The following is a 17,251-nucleotide window of genomic DNA, read 5'->3' as shown; positions in this document are numbered from 1 at the left end:
TAACCTCCGGCCATCCTGAAGCGTTCCGCATTTGCAAGCCCTGGAGAGCAAGCCAATGAAATTCTTGTCAAAGACCGTCGCCCTTTGCGTGATCCTTGCGGCCGGTGCCGCCGTTGCCAAGGACGGGGTGACGAACCCTGTGGTCAAGGCACGGATGGAGACGATGGATACCATTCGCGTCAACACGGGCATTCTGGGCAACATGGCCGGCGGCAAGACCGCCTTTGATCCGGCGGCCGCAACTGCCGCCAAGACCGCGCTGGCCGCCGCCGCCGCGCAGATCGTCGCCAAGTTCGAGGCGAATGAGGATGATCCGGTGTCCGAGGCCGCTCCGGCGATCTGGCAGGATTTTGCCGGCTTCACCGCCAAGGCCGAAGCGCTGGTGACAGCGGCCGAGGCGATGGATGTCGCCTCGCTTGAAGGGGTGAAGGCCGGGATGGGCGCCGTCGGCGGTGCCTGCAAGGCCTGCCACGAAGCCTATCGCGCCAAGAAGTAAGGCGCCCCTGTCGCCTGCCCGCAAGGGTGGCGCCCGGCATGGCTGGCATGCCGGGCAGCTTGGCCGCAGGTCTGCGGCGGGATGATCCTGCTTGGCCGCCCGTGACTGTTTGGCAGCTGTGGGGCTGGGCCGGATTGCCCGATGCGCAGATGGTGCGCGCCAGATGGCCGGTTGGTCGCGCAGAAACGCGGCCTTCGGGGCAATCCAGCTTGCAGGCCGCCGGCGCGGGGAGGGGGCCCATCTGCGTGAGCGGACGGGGTTGAAATGCCACCCCGGATCGCGCCATTACCTGACGAGCCCGATTGCGTTGCACAATGATCGGGTCCAGCCTGCACCCGACTGAACAGGAGTTCCCTCATGCGCACCCGTGCCGCTGTCGCCCTTGCCGCTGGCAAGCCCCTGGAGATCATGGAGGTCAACCTTGACGGCCCGAAAAAGGGTGAGGTTCTGATCGAGGTGAAGGCCACGGGCGTTTGCCACACCGACGAATTCACCCGCTCGGGTGCCGACCCCGAAGGGATTTTCCCCTGCATCCTGGGCCATGAAGGCGCAGGCGTGGTGATCGAGGTGGGCGAGGGCGTGACCACGCTGAAGCCGGGTGACCATGTGATCCCGCTTTACACCCCCGAATGCCGCGAATGTCCCTCGTGCCGGTCGGGCAAGACGAACCTTTGCACTGCGATCCGCAATACCCAGGGCCAGGGCCTGATGCCCGATGGCACGACGCGGTTTTCCATGCTGGATGGCACGCCGATCTATCACTACATGGGCTGCTCGACCTTTGCGAACCACACGGTTCTGCCGGAAATCGCGCTGGCCAAGGTGCGCGAGGACGCGCCTTTTGACAAGATCTGCTACATCGGCTGCGGCGTGACCACCGGCATCGGCGCGGTGATCAATACGGCGGGGGTCGAGATCGGGTCCACCGCAGCCGTGTTCGGCCTTGGCGGCATCGGGCTGAACGTCATTCAGGGCCTGCGGATGGCGGGCGCCGACATGATCATCGGCGTCGATCTGAACGACGACAAGGAAGAGATGGCCCGCAAGTTCGGGATGACCCATTTCGTCAACCCCTCGAAGATCGAAGGGTCGGTCGTGCAGCACATCGTCAACATGACGAAGAAGGGCGACGATCAGATCGGCGGCGTCGACTATTCCTTTGATGCCACCGGCAACGTCAAGGTGATGCGCGATGCGCTGGAATGTTCGCACCGCGGCTGGGGCGTGTCGGTGATCATCGGTGTGGCGCCTGCGGGGGCCGAAATCTCGACCCGGCCGTTCCAGCTGGTGACGGGTCGCGTCTGGAAGGGCACCGCCTTTGGCGGCGCCAAGGGCCGCACCGATGTGCCGAAGTTCGTGGACTGGTACATGAACGGCAAGATCGAGATCGACCCGATGATCACCCACACCATGCCGCTGGACCAGATCAACGAGGCCTTCGATCTGATGCACGAAGGCAAGTCGATCCGGTCGGTGATCCTGTACTGAAAGCGTCGGGCAGGGCCGGTTGCGGCCCTGCCATATGGCCCGCGTGGCGCGGCGGGGGCGCTGCCCCCGTTGGTCTGTTGCGCGAGTGGTGGGGGCAGGCTTGCCCCCGGGGTATTTGAAGCAAGGTGAAACGGGCAGGGGCCGCGCGCCCTATCGGTTCGAGCGCTCGATGCTGGCGCCAAGGCGTTTCATCAGCGGCTCGAACACCGGGAACGAGGTCGCGATCGGGCTGCCATCATCCACCGACACGGGCTGTTTGCTGGCAAGGCCCAGCACAAGGAAGCTCATGGCGATGCGGTGATCCAGATGGGTCGCGCAGGTCGCGCCGCCGGGGACATTGCCCTGGCCCAAGCCGTGGACGATCAGCGTATCCTGATCTTCCTCGATGCGCAGGCCGCAAGCCTCGAGCCCGCGGGCCATGGCGTCGATCCGGTCGGATTCCTTGACCCGCAGTTCCTTGACCCCGCGCATGGTGGTGGTGCCGCTGGCGCAGGCGGCCACGACCGAGAGGATGGGGAATTCGTCGATCATGCTGGCGGCGCGGTCGGGCGGGGTCTCAATCCCCTTGAGATCGCCGGTAAAGCGCACGCGCAGGTCGGCCACCGGCTCGCCGCCTTCTTCGCGCGGGTTTTCAAAGGTGATGTCGGCGCCCATTTCCAGCAGCGTGACGAACAGCCCGTCGCGGGTGGGATTGCGGCTGACGCCTGGCACGAGGATGTCCGAGCCCGGCACGATCAGCGCGGCGCAGACCGGGAAGGCGGCCGAGGACGGATCGCGCGGCACGGCAACGGTCTGGGGGCGCAGTTCGGGGCGGCCGGTCAGGGTGATGATGCGCCCTTCGGGGGCGGTTTCCACGCGGATCTGTGCGCCGAAGCCCGCCAGCATCCGTTCGGAATGGTCGCGCGTTGCCTCGCGTTCGATGACGACGGTTTCGCCAGGCGCGTTCAGCCCGGCCAGCAGCACGGCGGATTTCACCTGCGCGCTGGGAACCGGGACCGTATAGCGCACCGGCACCGGGTCGGCGGCGCCCACCAGCGTCATCGGCAGGCGGCCGCCCTGGCGGCCATAGGCGCGCGCACCGAACAGTGCCAGCGGATCGGTCACGCGCCCCATCGGGCGCTTGCGCAGCGAGGCATCGCCCGTGAAGGTGGCGGTGATCGGGCTGGTCGCCATGGCGCCCATGATGAGGCGCACGCCGGTGCCCGAATTGCCGCAGTCGATCACATCGGCAGGTTCACCAAAGCCGCCGACGCCGACGCCCTGCACTGCCCATTCGCCATCGCCCAGCCGGTCCACCGTTGCGCCGAAGGCCCGCATGGCGGCGGCGGTGTCCAGCACATCCTGCCCTTCGAGCAGGCCGGTCACATGGGTCCGCCCGACGGCCAGAGCGCCAAGGATCAGCGCGCGGTGGCTGATCGACTTGTCCCCCGGCACTTCGGCCACGCCTTTCAGCGGGCCTGAGGCGCGGGCGGTCATCGGAATCGGATCGGCATGGGCGGACATGGCACTTCCTGCGGCTGAAACTCCCTGCATCGCACTTAGCCGATGGGGCAGGGCAGGTCCACCGGGACCTGCCCCCGCCGATCGGGGCACCGATGGCCTGGGGCGGGGTTCACCCCGCCATCGGCCGGGATCGGCGGGGTGACCCCCGCCCTGCGCCTAGCGCGTCGGCACGGGTTCCGGGCCGCGATAGTCGTAGAAGCCGCGTTTGGTCTTGCGGCCCAGCCAACCGGCCTCGACATATTTGGTCAAGAGCGGGCAGGGGCGGTATTTCGTATCGGCCAGCCCGTCATGCAGCACGTTCATGATGGCAAGGCAGGTATCCAGCCCGATGAAATCCGCCAGTTCCAGCGGCCCCATCGGATGATTCGCGCCCAGCTTGAGCGACTGGTCGATGGACCGCACGTTGCCAACGCCCTCGTAAAGCGCATAGACAGCCTCGTTGATCATCGGGATCAGCACGCGATTGACGATGAAGGCAGGGAAATCCTCGGCGCTGGCGGCGGTCTTGCCAAGGCTTTCGACGACCTTGAGCATGGTCTGATAGGTCGCCTCGTCCGTTGCGATGCCGCGGATCAGCTCGACCAGCTGCATCACTGGCACGGGGTTCATGAAGTGAAAGCCCATGAACCGCTCTGGCCGGTCGGTGCGGGCCGCAAGTCGCGTAATGGAAATCGACGAGGTGTTCGAGGTCAGGATCGTATGCGGTGCAAGATGGGGCTGCAGATCCTCGAAGATGGCGTTCTTGACCGTTTCACGCTCGGTGGCGGCCTCGATCACCAGATCGGTGGGGCCCAGATCGGCCAGCTTCAGCGTGGTGCGGATGCGGCCCATGGCGGCAGCCTTTTCCTCGGCGGTGGTCTTGCCGCGGCTGACCTGACGTTCAAGGTTCTTGTCGATCAGCGCGATCGCATCGTCCAGCGCCTTCTGGTTGACGTCGGTCAGCAGCACCTCATACCCCGACAGCGCAAAGACATGGGCGATGCCATTGCCCATCTGGCCTGCACCAATCACCCCGACGCTGCGGATTTCCATACCTGCCTCCAGCCATTTGTCCTTGTCGACCTTATGCGGGGCCGAAGGTCGGGTGCAAGGGGGCGTTGGAAATGCGCGCAATTCTAAACCTTAGGCTTGCGCTAACCCCGATCTGGCAGCCTGAGGCCGGGTGACTGCAATGGGTGGGTGTTATGACATATGAGGTTCCGGGCGCCGGGGCGCTCGACTATTTTCCATGCCGCTATGGCCAGTCGCGGCTGGTGTTTCGCGGGCCGTGGCGCGATCCGGCGGCGGCAACCGCCGTGGCACTGGGGGCCGAGGAAACCTATGGGCGGTTCGTCGCCCGGCCATGGCCCGAGCGGCTGGAACAGGCCAGCGGGCAGATGGTGCTTAATATGGGCGTTCCATCGGCGGGGCCGGATGCCTGGCTGCATGAACCGGCGCTATTGCGCATCGCGGCCGGGGCGCGGCTGCGGATCGTCCAGGTGCCGGGGGCGGTGAACCTGTCGAACCCGCTTTACTCGGTGCATCCGCGCCGCAATGACCGTTTCCTCAGTGCCAGCCCGCGTTTGCAGCGCCTGTATCCCGAGATCGATTTCATGGATTTCGCCTTTACAAGGCACATGATCCGGGCGCTGGCCGCGCGCGGCGCGCATCGCTTTGCCGAGGTGGCGCAGGTGTTGGGGGAAACCTGGCTGGACCGGATGGGCGCGGTGCTGGAGGCGTTGGGGCCGCGCACGGTGCTGCTGTGGTTTGCCGACCGCCGGGCGCCCCTGCCGGGCGAGCGGTTGCGCCTTGCGCCCGGTGCGCCGCTGCTGGTCGATACCATGATGCTGCAGGCGCTGCGCCCGCGCGTGGCCGGTCTGGTCGAGGTGGTCGAGCGGGATTTCTTCGGCAGCTCCGAAGGCAAGGAGTTCGGGCCGCTGGAAGAGGCGGCCGCCCGTGCCTTGCCGGGGGCCGATGCGCATGAGGCCGCGGCGCGTGCGCTGCTGCGCTGGGTGCCAAAGCAAAAGGGCGCCCCGAAGGGCGCCCCCTGAGGTCCGGGCAAGGCCGGATCAGAGCTTGTCGGTCAGTTCCGGCACAAGGTTGAACAGATCGCCCACCAGCCCGTAATCGGCGACCTGGAAGATCGGCGCCTCTTCGTCCTTGTTGATCGCGACGATGATCTTGCTGTCCTTCATGCCCGCCAGGTGCTGGATCGCGCCCGAGATGCCGACGGCCACATACAGTTGCGGCGCGACGACCTTGCCGGTCTGGCCGACCTGCCAGTCGTTCGGCGCATAGCCCGAGTCGACGGCGGCACGGCTGGCGCCAACGGCGGCGCCCAGCTTGTCGGCCAGTTTCTCGATCAGCGCGAAGTTTTCCTCGGACCCGACGCCGCGGCCACCCGAGACGACGATCTTGGCCGAGGTCAGCTCCGGACGGTCGGACGCGGCGACCTTGTCCTCGACCCAGGACGACAGATCCGACGCCTTGGCGCCCACGGCCTCGACGGCGGCCGAGCCACCCTGGCCCGCGGCCGAGAAGGCGGCCGTGCGCACGGTGAAGACCTTTTTCGCGTCAGCCGATTTCACGGTCTGGATCGCGTTGCCGGCGTAGATCGGGCGCTCGAACGTGTCAGCATCGACCACGGCGGTCACATCCGACAGCACCATCACATCGAGCAGCGCGGCGACGCGCGGCAGGACGTTCTTGGAAAACGCGGTCGAGGCTGCAGCGATATGGCTGTAGCCACCCGCCAGCGACACGATCAGATCGGCCACCGGCTCGGCCAGGCCATGGCCCGCGTCATCGGCGTGCAGCACCTTGGCGACGCCATCCAGCTGGGCAGCGGCCGCAGCAGCCGCGGCCGGGCCGACAACCAGAACCGCCACATCGCCCAGCGATTTCACCGCCGTCAAGGTTTTGGCAACCGCATCGGTGGCAAGCTGCCCGTTGTTCACATCGGCCAGAAGGAGAACAGCCATCAGATCACCCCCGCTTCGTCTTTCAGTTTCGCGATCAGCTCGTCGACCGAGCCCACCTTGACGCCCGCCTTGCGGCCGGCCGGCTCGGCGGTCTTCACCACGGTCAGGCGCGGCGAGACATCGACGCCGTAATCGGCGGCGGTCTTTTCCTCGAGCGGCTTCTTCTTGGCCTTCATGATGTTCGGAAGGCTGGCATAGCGCGGCTCGTTCAGGCGCAGGTCGGCGGTGATGATGGCCGGCAGCTTGACCTTGATGGTCTGAAGGCCGCCATCGACCTCGCGGGTGACCGTGGCGCTATCGCCGTCAACCGCCACTTCGCTGGCAAAGGTCGCCTGACCCCAGCCCAGCAGCGCCGCCAGCATCTGGCCGGTCGCGTTCATGTCATTGTCGATCGCCTGCTTGCCGGCGATGACCAGGCCGGGCTGTTCTGCCTCGACCACCTTGGCCAGCAGCTTGGCCACGGCCAGAGGCTCGATGTCGGTGTGAACGTCGGACGAGGCTTCGACCAGGATCGCACGGTCAGCGCCCATCGCAAGCGCGGTGCGCAGGGTTTCCTGCGCCTGCTTGACGCCGATCGACACCACCACGATCTCGGTCGCGACGCCCTTTTCCTTCAGGCGGATCGCCTCTTCGACGGCAATCTCGTCAAAGGGGTTCATCGACATCTTCACGTTCGCCAGATCGACACCCGAGCCATCCGCCTTCACACGGACCTTCACGTTATAGTCGATCACCCGTTTCACCGGGACCAGAACCTTCATCGGCAAAGCTCTCCCTTTACTGTCGCGACCGGGGGGCCGCGCCTTGAGTCTGACAGGGTGTTAGCCCTTCTGCGGTTGCAAAAACAGACAAAAATCGTTCACACGCGCCTTGGGACGCCGCGTTTTCTGCATATGAAATCGCGCTTGTGTCATATGTCAGCGTGTGAGGCCCGGAACCCAGAGCACATCGTCGGCCCCGTCGTTATTGGCAATGCGGCCAGCAACAAAGAACCAGTCGGACAGCCGGTTGAGGTATTTCACGGCATCAGGGTTGACCGATTCGGCGGCGGCCAGTTCCACGGTCAGCCGCTCGGCCCGTCGGCAGACGGTGCGGCACAGATGCAGCTGGGCCGACAGCGTGCTGCCACCCGGCAGGATGAAGCTGCGCAGCGGCGTCAGGCGGGTGTTCATCGCGTCGATCTCGGCTTCCAGCCGGTCCACCTGGCTGGGCAGCATCCGCAGCACGGGATAGCCGGCCTGATCGTCCCTTTCCATGTGCGGGCGGCCAAGATCGGCACCCAGATCGAACAGATCGTTCGAGATGCGGGCCAGCGCCTTTTCCATGTCGCCCGTGGCGTGCAGCCGGGCAAGGCCGACCGTGGCATTGGTTTCATCGACCGTGCCATAGGCGTTGACGCGGGCAGCGTGCTTGGGCACGCGCGTGCCATCGACCAGTGCGGTTTCCCCGGCATCGCCGGTGCGCGTGTAGATTTTCGACAGAACGACCATCAGTTCCCCCAGGTGTGCCGGACAAAGGCAAAGCCGACGATCAGCGCGACCGCGATGGCCTGCGCGATGATCCGCCAGCGCATGAAACGGTTGGCGTGGCGGCGGTTGAAATCGCCCCCCTTGGCAAAGCTGCCAAGGCCCAGCATCAGCACGACCAGCACCGCAAGGGTCGAGCCGGCGACGACGTAGAACAGCGGATCGTTGAGCAGCATCTGAAACTCCGGTCTGGCGTGACAGGGATGTAGGCGGCGCAGTGGCCCGGGCCAACCCCCATGGCGAAAGCAAAGGGCCCCGCAGCCAATCGACTGCGGGGCCCTGATCTTGCGGGCCGTGCGGCCTTAGCCGATGGCGGCGGCCTTCACGTCGTCGTCGATGTGGTCGACATACTGGCCGAAGTTCTTCGAGAACATGCCGACCAGCTTGGCGGCCTGCGCATCATAGGCCGAGGCATCGGCCCAGGTGCCGCGCGGATCAAGCAGGGCGGTATCGACGCCCGGCACCGCGACCGGAACCTCGAAGCCGAAGTTCGGATCCTTGCGGAACTCGACATCGTTCAGCGAGCCGTCCAGCGCGGCGGTCAGCAGGGCGCGGGTGGCCTTGATCGGCATCCGCTTGCCGGTTCCGAAGGCGCCGCCGGTCCAGCCGGTGTTGACCAGCCAGCACGAAGCGCCGGTCGCCTTGATCTTTTCCTGCAGCAGCTTGCCATAGACTTCCGGCCGGCGGGGCATGAAGGGCGCGCCGAAGCAGGTCGAGAAGGTCGGGGTCGGCTCGACCACGCCACGCTCGGTGCCCGGGGTCTTCGAGGTGAAGCCCGACAGGAAGTGATACATCGCCTGCGCCGGGGTCAGCCGCGCGATGGGCGGCAGAACGCCATAGGCATCGCAGGTCAGCAGGATCACGTTCTTGGGCGCGCCGCCAAGGCCGGTCTCGCTGGCGTTCGAGATGTAATCCAGCGGATAGGCGCAGCGCATGTTCTCGGTCAGGCTGCTGTCTTCGAAGTCCAGCTCGAACGTGTCGGCATCATAGACCATGTTCTCGACCACGGTCGCGAACTTCGAGGTGGTGGCGTAGATTTCCGGCTCGGCCTCGGCCGACAGGTTGATCGTCTTGGCGTAGCAGCCGCCTTCGAAGTTGAAGGTGCCGTTGTCCGACCAGCCATGTTCGTCATCGCCGATCAGCACGCGGTTGGGGTCGGCCGACAGCGTGGTCTTGCCGGTGCCCGACAGGCCGAAGAACACGGCCGTGTCGTCGGGGTTGCCATGCGCGTGGTTGGCCGAGCAGTGCATCGCCATCACGCCCTTGCCGGGCAGGATATAGTTCAGCAGCGTGAAGACCGACTTCTTGTTCTCGCCGGCATATTCGGTGTTGCCGATCAGGATGACCTTCTTGTCGAAGTTCAGCGCGATCACCGTTTCGGTGCGGCAGCCGTGACGGGCCGGGTCGGCCTTGAACTTCGGGCAGTTGATGATGGTCCATTCCGGCACAAAGGTCGCCAGCTCGGCCGCTTCGGGGCGGCGCAGCAGGTGGCGGATGAACAGGTTGTGCCAGGCCAGCTCACTGACAACGCGCACGTCCAGACGGTGCGCGGGGTCGGCGCCGGCATAGAGATCCTGCACGAAATAGTCGCCGCCCTTCATGTGGGCCAGCATGTCGGCGTAGAGCACGTCGAACGCCTCGGGCGACATCGGGGCGTTGTTTTCCCACCAGATGGTGTCTTCGACCGAAGGCGTGCGGACGACGAACTTGTCCTTGGGCGAGCGGCCGGTGAACTGGCCGGTCGAGACAAGGAATGCCCCGCCCTTGCCAAGCCTGCCTTCGCCCCGGACCAGTGCGGCTTCGACCAGCGCCGGCTCGATCAGGTTGTAATAGACGTTGCCAAGCCCCGTGAGACCTTGAGCTTCAAGTTTATGGGCTGGGTTCACGCGTCCATGATCCATGTGCAGGCTCCCGTGCCGCGCTGGCGGCCAGATCAGATTCCGAAATCCCGGCGCGACAGGAAATACTGCGCCGCTCGCAGCCCTGTCGGGCGCGATGGCTGCGCTATAGCATGATGCCCGCCGAGGGGAACAGGACGCAGTGTCCCAGTTAGCGCAACCAAGCAACGGTTAGCGCAATCACGCAATGAACTGCGGCATATTAGTCATTGGTTTGGAATTTTTAGCTCTTCTGGAAGGGTCCGCGGGGGGTGATTCGTACTTGGCAGTTGATTCACCCGGGCGAAAGACGGAGAATGTGGCAAAAAATAGGCATGTGAGCAGTATAAGGATAAACCCATGTCCAGGATCGCCCTCGTTGACGACGATCGCAATATTCTGACGTCTGTATCCATGACCCTTGAGGCCGAGGGTTTCGAGGTTGAAACCTACAACGACGGCCAGTCGGCGCTGGACGCCTTCAACCGCCGCCTGCCGGACATGGCGGTGCTGGATATCAAGATGCCCCGGATGGATGGCATGGACCTGCTGCAACGCCTGCGGCAGAAGACGAATATGCCCGTGATCTTCCTGACATCCAAGGACGATGAGATCGACGAGGTTCTGGGCCTGCGCATGGGCGCGGACGATTATGTGAAAAAGCCCTTCAGCCAGCGGCTTCTGGTCGAACGCATCCGGGCGATTCTGCGCCGGCAGGATGCGATTTCGGCAGGGGACGCCCCGGTCACCGACGAATCAAAGGTGATGGAACGTGGCAACCTGCGCATGGACCCGCTGCGCCATTCCGTCAGCTGGAAAGGGCAGGACGTGTCGCTGACCGTGACGGAATTCCTGTTGCTTCAGGCGCTGGCCCAGCGGCCCGGCTTCGTGAAGTCGCGCGATCAGCTGATGGACGTCGCCTATGACGATCAGGTCTATGTCGACGACCGCACCATCGACAGCCACGTCAAGCGTCTGCGCAAGAAGATGCGCGCCGTCGATGCCGAGTTTTCGGCAATCGAGACGCTGTATGGCATCGGCTATCGCTATAACGAAGAATGACCCTGGCCAGCCGCATCGACACCCAGCGCTCGGCGCCCGCGCCCCGGCAAGGTCAGGGCGAGGTGCTGCTGGGCGAGGATTGGGTCAACCCCGAAGGATCGACGGATCCCGCGCTGCGCGATGATCGGCGCCGGCGCAGCGTGGTCTCGCCGAACCGCTCGCCGCTTGCGCGCAAGATCGTCGTGTTCAACCTGCTGGCGCTGGTGGTTCTGGTCGCCGGGGTGCTGTTCCTCAACCCCTCGCGCGACAGCCTTGTCCTGCAACGCGAGGCTGCGCTTGTCACCGAGGCACGCCTGATCGCCACGGCGGTCGAGGCGCGTTTGCCGCAGCTGTCCGGCCCCGCGCAGGATGCCCCGACACAAGAGGCCGTGGCGGCGCTGACGCTTGCGCAGATCGACCTCGCACCGGGAACCGAGCTGTTCATCTATGACCGTGCCGGGGGGCTTGTCGCCTCGACCGTGGGGCGTGCGCGCGGCGATGTCGCGCGCGGCCTGCCGGTGCTGGTTCCGCGCAACACCTATCTGACCGATCTGCTCAGCGCCGTCTGGGATGGCGTATCGCGCCTGGTTCCCGGCAGCGCGGCGCCAGGGCAGGGGTTCGATGCCGCCACACTGGCGCAAGGGCTGGTCGAGGCGGCGCGCAACGGCACGACAACGGTGCGCAGCGGCACCGACGCCGGCGGCGCGACGCTGTTCTCGGTCGCAACGCCGATCGTGCGCGATGGCGCGGTGCTGGGTGTGGTGGCCGTGACCTCTGCCGCGGGCGAGCTGGATCAGCTGGTGCGCAACGAACGCGAACAGGTGCTGCGCATGTTCGTCGTGGCGCTGCTGGTGTCCATCGCGCTCAGCCTGGTGCTGGCCTCGACGATCGCCAACCCGCTGTCCGATCTGGCCGCGGCCGCCGAACTTGGGCGTGACCGCAATGCCCGCAAGATGGCGCCGGGCCGGGTGCGCATCCCCGATCTGACCGCGCGGCCCGATGAAATCGGCCGCCTGTCCGGCGCGCTGCGCGGCATGGTCGCCGCGCTCTATGACCGGATCGAGGCGAACGAGCAGTTCGCCGCCGACGTGGCGCATGAAATCAAGAACCCGCTGGCCTCGCTGCGATCTGCCGTCGGCTCGCTGCGGCTGGTCAAGAAGGAAGAACAACGCGAACGTCTGCTGGATGTGCTGGAACATGACGTGCGCCGGCTGGACCGGCTGGTCAGCGACATTTCCAACGCCTCGCGGCTGGACAGTGAACTGGTCAAGGAAGAGGAAGAGGAATTCAACCTCATCCGCACGCTGAACAACATCAACCAGTACATGGGTCAGCAGGCGGCCGAGAAGGGTGTGGACTACATCACCGACCTGCCGGCCGAACCGATCGAGATCCATGGTCTGGAGGGGCGCTTGGCACAGGTGTTCGTCAACCTGATCTCGAACGCGATATCCTTCTGCGACGAAGGCGATGCCGTGCGGGTCTGGGCGCGCCGGCGCGACAACCGCGTGCTGATCGTGGTCGAAGATACCGGGCCCGGCATCCCCGAACAGGCACTGGGCAAGATCTTCAAGCGGTTCTACTCTGACCGGCCCGCCACGCATTTCGGCAACAACTCGGGCCTTGGCCTGTCGATCTCGAAACAGATCGTCGAGGCGCATGGCGGGGTGATCTGGGCCGAAAACATCCGCCCGACCGAAGACGATGCCGCATCCGACCCGCTTGGCGCGCGCTTCGTGGTGGGCCTGCCCGTCTGATGGACCGCCCCCCCGCGCAGGTGCTGCATGCCAGCTGTGTGGCGTTCGACGCGCGGGGGGTGCTGATCCTTGGCCCTTCGGGGGCGGGGAAATCGGCCCTGGCACTCAATCTGATGGCGCTGGGGGCGGATCTGGTTGCCGATGACCGGGTGGCCCTGCATCCGTCGGGCAATGATCTGCTGGCCAGCGCGCCCCCGGGTCTGCCCCCTCTGATCGAGGCGCGGGGCATCGGCCTGCTGAACGCCCGGCTGCTGGATCGCGCCGCAGTTGTGCTGGTGGTCGACCTTGGCCAGACCGAGACCGACCGCCTGCCGCCCAGACGCCACATCACACTGATGAATCACAAGCTGGAGGTTGTCCACGGTCCCGTGAGCGGGCATTTTGCTGCGGCGATCCGGCACTATATCCTCATGGGTCGCAAGGATTGATCCATGTCCGATGTCTCGCAGCAGCAACGCCTGATCCTGGTGACCGGCCCCTCGGGCGCCGGCCGGTCGACGGCGATCGGCGCGCTGGAGGATCTGGGCTGCGAGACCATCGACAATCTGCCGCTGTCGCTGATCCCGCGCCTGCTGGACGGCCCGCCGCTGGGCCGGTCCATCGCGCTTGGGGTCGATGTGCGCAACCGCGACTTTTCCTCGTCGGCGCTGATCGAACTGATCGACACGCTGACCGCCGACCCCCGCGTCGCGCTGGAGGTGATGTTCCTCGATTGCCGCACCGAGGTGCTGGAGCGGCGCTATTCCGAGACCCGCCGCCGTCACCCGCTGTTCCCGGCCGAGCCGCCGCTGATCGGCATTCTGCGCGAAACCGACCTGCTGGCACCGATCAAGGTGCGGGCGGACCTCTTGATCGACACATCGGAATTCACGCCGCATGACCTCAAGGCCGAGGTGGCGAAATGGATGGGGGCAACCCCGGCGCAGCGCATGGCGGTGTCGCTGCAATCCTTCAGCTACAAGCGCGGGGTGCCGCGCGGGGTGGACATGGTGTTCGACTGCCGCTTTCTGCGCAATCCCTATTGGGTGCCGGCCCTGCGCAAGCTGGATGGCCGCAGCAGCGAGGTGGCGGCCTATGTGTCAGGCGATCCGCGCTTTGCGGAATTCTTTGACCGCGTGTCGGGCCTGATCGGCATGTTGCTGCCCGCGCATATCGAGGAAGGCAAGGCGCATCTGACCATAGGTTTCGGCTGCACAGGCGGGCAGCACAGGTCGGTTGCAGTTGCAGAAAAACTGGGCGATACCCTTGAGCAGGCCGGATGGCAGATTTCCCGCCGCCACCGGGAACTTGAAAGGATGCCCACAGGTGCGCCAGCTCTGGCGGCCCGCGGGCCGGGTGGTGGGCAGGGTGATAGGTGATGGGCCAGTCCGCAACGGTTAGTCAGACCCCGCATGAGATCGGAATCGTGATCGTGGCGCATGGTGGCCTTGCGCGCGAATTGCTGGCCGCCGTCGAACATGTGGTGGGCAAGCTGTCTGGCGTGCGCGCGATCAGCATAGATCCCGATTATGACAGGCAGGCAAAGGCCTCCGAGATTCGGGCCGCCGCGGATGCGGTGGACGATGGCAGCGGCGTGGTGGTGGTGGTGGACCTGCATGGCAGCTCGCCTGCGAACCTGTGCCAGGCGGTTGGCGGCCCCGCCCCGCGGCATATCCTGACCGGGGCCAATGTGCCCATGCTGCTCAAACTGGCGCAGTCGCGCCACCAGCCGCTGGATGCTGCCGTGCAGGCGGCACTGGCCGCCGGGCGGAAGTACATAGATGGCCGGGAAGTCGGCAATGGAGAGGTGCGCGCATGATCACTCGCAGCCTGCGGATCGTGAACGAAAAGGGCCTGCACGCCCGCGCCTCGGCCCGCTTCGTCGAGCAGGTCGAAGCCTTTGACGCAACAGCCATGGTCAGCCGCGACGGTATGCGGGTTTCGGGCGATTCGATCATGGGCCTGCTGATGCTGGGGGCCCACAAGGGCACCACGATCGAGGTGGAAACCTCGGGCGATCAGGCCGCGGCGCTGGCCGATGCGCTGGAGGCGCTGGTCGCCAATCGTTTCGGCGAGGATATGTGAAATTGCCGATGCCTGACGCCCCTGCCTTGCCGGTGCCGAAACCCTATGACAAGCGCCGCCTCAGCTATGCCGGCACCTTCACCAATCCGTGGAAGTCCGGCACGATCCGCACCATCGAATGGCTGACGGCCAAGCCCAAGCTGCTCTCGCTCATCCGCAAGTTCGAACGTCAGGGCGCGCCCTTTGGCCAGACCTTCTGGCCGCAGGCGCTGGAGGTGATGGGGATCGACGTGCAGACCCCCCCGCACGAGATCGCCCATATCCCGGCGACCGGCCCGCTGGTCGTGGTGGCGAATCATCCGCATGGTCTGGTCGATGGCATGATCCTGGCCTGGCTGGTCGGTCAGGTCCGGCAGGACTACAAGATCCTCACCCGCTCCTTGCTGACCGGCATTCCCGAGATCGCCGAATTCATGCTGCCGGTCCCCTTCCCGCACGAGGAAAACGCCCGCGAGGAAAGCCTTGCGATGCGCGCCGAATGCATGCGGGTGCTCAAGGCGGGGGGCTGCATCATCCTGTTCCCGGCCGGCCGGGTGGCAAATTCCCAGGATTGGATGGGCCCTGCGATCGAAGGCGAATGGAATCCGTTCACCGCCAAGATGGTGATGCGCTCTGGCGCGGCGGTGGTGCCGATCCATTTCCAGGGCCAGAACACGCGGCTCTATCAATGGGCGGCGAAAAGCTCGGCCACCTTGCGGCAAAGCCTGCTGCTGCATGAAATCCGCGCGGCCCTGAACAAGCCGCAGCGCCCGGTGATCGGCGCGCCGATCAGCCCCGAGGAGATCGCGCCTTGGTCCCGGGATCCGCGCGGCTGGCTGACGATGCTGCGTGATCGCACACTGTCCCTCAAGCCCTGAGACCCGATCCGCGCAGCGATGCCGCGGTGCGGCTTTGCCTTTTGAAAAATACCCCACGGGGAGGTCTGGAGGGGTGTGAAACCCCTCCAGCGTCAACGCTTGCCCAAGGGCTGGGGCATGGGCGCCCGGTCCGTGGGGTCAGTCGAACACGCCGGTCACGCGGCCGAACAGCATGAAGGCGCGGGCGGTGCGGGTATCGGCCAGCTCGGCGATGTCCTGATCGGTCGCGGTCTTCTCGAACGCCTGAAAGCTGCGGTCGAACTGGCGCAGGAAGTGGTGCGCCGCATCGCGGAAGATGGTATCGCTGCGCATCCGCCCGGCCGTCAGCGCGATGGACGAACGGTCGCGGATGCCGCCAAGCGCCGCAATGGTGCGCCCGCGCTCGCCCGCCGCGAAACGGCGCCAGATCTCGGGCTTGGCCCGGTCAGGGCGCAGATCGTCGACGTAAATTCCGTCCTGCGCCAGCAAGGTCAGCACATCCTGCGCCGCTCGGATCAGCCGCGCGGCCTCGCGATCCTCGAGCGCAAGGCGCAGGCAGCGAAAGCCTTCCTTGTCCTCGGGGTTGTCGGGAAAGTTCAGCGCGCAGATGAATTCGTCGATGGCAATGGGCAGGCGCTGATCTTCGGGCGGGGCATCGTCCAGTGCCAGTGCCGGCTGTTCGCTCTGCTGGACCGGCACGGCGGGCAGGGGGCGCGGCGCGGCCGCATCGCGGCGTGAGGACGCAAAGGTCGCGATGGCGGTCTCGGTCTGCTTTGCGGCTGCCGCGATCTCGTCCAGCTTGCGCTCCACGCTGGGGCGCGCGGCTGCGGCTGCGGCCTGTTGCTGCTGCACATAGCTGTGGCGCATCGCATCGACCGCCACCTGCAGGCGTCGGGCCTCGTCCTTCAGCTCGCGGATGGTGCGGGTGGTGATCGCGGCAACCCAGATCAGCGCAATGGGCAGGAACACCACAAAGACCTTCAGGATCAGCCCGTCGCCGCCGGATGCCGCAGGTTCGGTCAGCAAGAACCAGGCAAGCACCGCCACAAGCCACACAAGGCTGAGAACCCCGGCCGCGATCTCGGTCACGGTGATGCGCGGCGATTCGCCACGCGGAGCCACCGCGCCCAGCATCATCGGACGATCCGTCTTCGGGTCGGACATGCGGTGGCCTCCTGTTCCGAGGGCCCCTATTCGTAGCGGACCGAAAGCACCTCGTAGCTGCGTTCCCCGCCGGGGGTGCGAACCTCGACGCTGTCGCCTTCGTCCTTGCCGATCAGGGCGCGGGCCAGGGGCGACTTGATGTTCAGAAGACCACGTTCGATGTCGGCCTCGGCTTCGCCCACGATCTGATAGTGGTGCTCTTCCTCGGTATCCTCGTCGATGATGGTGATGCGGGCACCGAACTTGATCGACCCGGACAGGCGCGCAGTGTCGATCACCTCGGCGCGGCCCAGGATCGCCTCCAGCTCCTTGATGCGGCCTTCGATGAAGCTCTGCTTCTCGCGCGCGGCATGGTATTCGGCGTTTTCCGACAGATCGCCATGTTCGCGCGCTTCGGCAATGGCGCGGATCACGGCCGGGCGTTCCTCGGACTTCAGCTGGCGCAGCTCGGCGTCCAGCAGGTCGAACCCGGCGCGGGTCATCGGAATCTTTTCCATCGTCGGCACCCTTCGTGTAGACAGGCGCCGTCCCCATGCACG

General features: G+C 65.8%; 19 protein-coding genes. 10 read left to right on the top strand and 9 right to left on the bottom strand.

What is annotated here, in order from left to right; genetic code table 11:
- The first annotated feature begins 55 nt into the window (after nt 1–55).
- Together G481_RS23565 and G481_RS0110895 are read left to right on the top strand one after the other, a co-directional pair.
- A complete protein-coding gene (locus G481_RS23565; RefSeq protein ID WP_051294470.1) occupies nt 56–496 on the top strand; it encodes a c-type cytochrome in 441 nt (146 codons plus the stop codon).
- A gap of 357 nt (nt 497–853) precedes the next feature.
- The gene (locus G481_RS0110895; RefSeq protein WP_028030057.1) at nt 854–1,984 is read left to right on the top strand and encodes an S-(hydroxymethyl)glutathione dehydrogenase/class III alcohol dehydrogenase; all 1,131 of its coding nucleotides are present in this window, start codon (nt 854–856) and stop codon (nt 1,982–1,984) included.
- 150 nt (nt 1,985–2,134) lie between these two features.
- Here G481_RS0110895 and aroA read toward each other — a convergent pair whose 3' ends face one another.
- Together aroA and G481_RS0110885 are read right to left on the bottom strand one after the other, a co-directional pair.
- Nucleotides 2,135–3,487: a 3-phosphoshikimate 1-carboxyvinyltransferase gene (gene aroA / locus G481_RS0110890; RefSeq protein WP_028030056.1), complete on the bottom strand. Its 1,353-nt coding sequence runs from the start codon at nt 3,485–3,487 to the stop codon at nt 2,135–2,137.
- Nucleotides 3,488–3,643: 156 nt separating this feature from the next.
- Nucleotides 3,644–4,519 carry a 3-hydroxybutyryl-CoA dehydrogenase gene (locus G481_RS0110885; RefSeq protein WP_028030055.1) on the bottom strand — a complete coding sequence of 292 codons (876 nt, stop codon included), beginning with the start codon at nt 4,517–4,519 and terminating at the stop codon, nt 3,644–3,646.
- Between the two features lie 152 nt (nt 4,520–4,671).
- Here G481_RS0110885 and G481_RS0110880 point away from each other — a divergent pair, with 152 nt between their 5' ends.
- Nucleotides 4,672–5,517, top strand: a complete 846-nt coding sequence (locus tag G481_RS0110880; RefSeq protein WP_028030054.1) for a DUF6473 family protein — start codon at nt 4,672–4,674, stop codon at nt 5,515–5,517.
- An 18-nt stretch (nt 5,518–5,535) separates the two neighbouring features.
- Here G481_RS0110880 and G481_RS0110875 read toward each other — a convergent pair whose 3' ends face one another.
- From G481_RS0110875 to G481_RS0110855, 5 genes are all read right to left on the bottom strand, one after another.
- Complete coding sequence (locus G481_RS0110875; RefSeq protein WP_028030053.1) at nt 5,536–6,447, bottom strand: electron transfer flavoprotein subunit alpha/FixB family protein; 912 nt, start codon at nt 6,445–6,447, stop codon at nt 5,536–5,538.
- Nucleotides 6,447–7,208 (bottom strand): electron transfer flavoprotein subunit beta/FixA family protein, encoded by a 762-nt coding sequence (locus tag G481_RS0110870; RefSeq protein ID WP_028030052.1) that lies wholly within the window; start codon nt 7,206–7,208, stop codon nt 6,447–6,449. The genes G481_RS0110875 and G481_RS0110870 overlap by 1 nt, the downstream gene beginning before the upstream one ends.
- Before the next feature lie 156 nt (nt 7,209–7,364).
- The gene (locus G481_RS0110865) at nt 7,365–7,937 is read right to left on the bottom strand and encodes a cob(I)yrinic acid a,c-diamide adenosyltransferase (RefSeq protein ID WP_028030051.1); all 573 of its coding nucleotides are present in this window, start codon (nt 7,935–7,937) and stop codon (nt 7,365–7,367) included.
- On the bottom strand, nt 7,937–8,146 hold the full coding sequence (locus G481_RS0110860; protein WP_028030050.1) for a twin transmembrane helix small protein: 210 nt from the start codon (nt 8,144–8,146) through the stop codon (nt 7,937–7,939). The genes G481_RS0110865 and G481_RS0110860 overlap by 1 nt, the downstream gene beginning before the upstream one ends.
- 129 nt (nt 8,147–8,275) lie before the next feature.
- The gene (locus G481_RS0110855; RefSeq protein ID WP_028030049.1) at nt 8,276–9,874 is read right to left on the bottom strand and encodes a phosphoenolpyruvate carboxykinase; all 1,599 of its coding nucleotides are present in this window, start codon (nt 9,872–9,874) and stop codon (nt 8,276–8,278) included.
- Between the two features lie 336 nt (nt 9,875–10,210).
- Between G481_RS0110855 and G481_RS0110850 the strand changes: the two genes are divergently transcribed.
- From G481_RS0110850 to G481_RS0110820, 7 genes are read left to right on the top strand one after another with little or no spacing between them, the layout of a single operon-like run.
- Nucleotides 10,211–10,912, top strand: coding sequence for a response regulator transcription factor (locus tag G481_RS0110850; RefSeq protein WP_028030048.1), 702 nt, complete (start codon nt 10,211–10,213; stop codon nt 10,910–10,912).
- Nucleotides 10,909–12,648, top strand: coding sequence for a sensor histidine kinase (locus G481_RS0110845; RefSeq protein ID WP_028030047.1), 1,740 nt, complete (start codon nt 10,909–10,911; stop codon nt 12,646–12,648). Before G481_RS0110850 ends, G481_RS0110845 begins: the two co-directional genes overlap by 4 nt.
- Nucleotides 12,648–13,076, top strand: a complete 429-nt coding sequence (locus G481_RS25895; protein WP_028030046.1) for an HPr kinase/phosphorylase — start codon at nt 12,648–12,650, stop codon at nt 13,074–13,076. The genes G481_RS0110845 and G481_RS25895 overlap by 1 nt, the downstream gene beginning before the upstream one ends.
- Before the next feature lie 3 nt (nt 13,077–13,079).
- Nucleotides 13,080–14,006, top strand: coding sequence for an RNase adapter RapZ (rapZ, locus tag G481_RS23560; protein WP_051294469.1), 927 nt, complete (start codon nt 13,080–13,082; stop codon nt 14,004–14,006).
- Nucleotides 14,006–14,446 carry a PTS sugar transporter subunit IIA gene (locus tag G481_RS0110830; RefSeq protein ID WP_051294468.1) on the top strand — a complete coding sequence of 147 codons (441 nt, stop codon included), beginning with the start codon at nt 14,006–14,008 and terminating at the stop codon, nt 14,444–14,446. Before rapZ ends, G481_RS0110830 begins: the two co-directional genes overlap by 1 nt.
- Nucleotides 14,443–14,712 carry an HPr family phosphocarrier protein gene (locus tag G481_RS0110825; protein ID WP_028030044.1) on the top strand — a complete coding sequence of 90 codons (270 nt, stop codon included), beginning with the start codon at nt 14,443–14,445 and terminating at the stop codon, nt 14,710–14,712. Before G481_RS0110830 ends, G481_RS0110825 begins: the two co-directional genes overlap by 4 nt.
- Nucleotides 14,713–14,720: 8 nt before the next feature.
- On the top strand, nt 14,721–15,569 hold the full coding sequence (locus tag G481_RS0110820; protein WP_028030043.1) for a lysophospholipid acyltransferase family protein: 849 nt from the start codon (nt 14,721–14,723) through the stop codon (nt 15,567–15,569).
- Between the two features lie 138 nt (nt 15,570–15,707).
- Here G481_RS0110820 and G481_RS0110815 read toward each other — a convergent pair whose 3' ends face one another.
- A complete protein-coding gene (locus G481_RS0110815; protein WP_028030042.1) occupies nt 15,708–16,712 on the bottom strand; it encodes a hypothetical protein in 1,005 nt (334 codons plus the stop codon).
- Between the two features lie 26 nt (nt 16,713–16,738).
- Nucleotides 16,739–17,209 carry a transcription elongation factor GreA gene (gene greA, locus G481_RS0110810; protein ID WP_028030041.1) on the bottom strand — a complete coding sequence of 157 codons (471 nt, stop codon included), beginning with the start codon at nt 17,207–17,209 and terminating at the stop codon, nt 16,739–16,741.
- Nucleotides 17,210–17,251 lie beyond the last annotated feature (42 nt).

This window comes from Gemmobacter nectariphilus DSM 15620 (genome assembly GCF_000429765.1).
Classification (GTDB): domain Bacteria; phylum Pseudomonadota; class Alphaproteobacteria; order Rhodobacterales; family Rhodobacteraceae; genus Wagnerdoeblera; species Wagnerdoeblera nectariphila.
The sequence above is the reverse complement of the archived record's forward strand: the minus strand, read 5'-3'. Positions and strand labels throughout refer to the sequence as shown.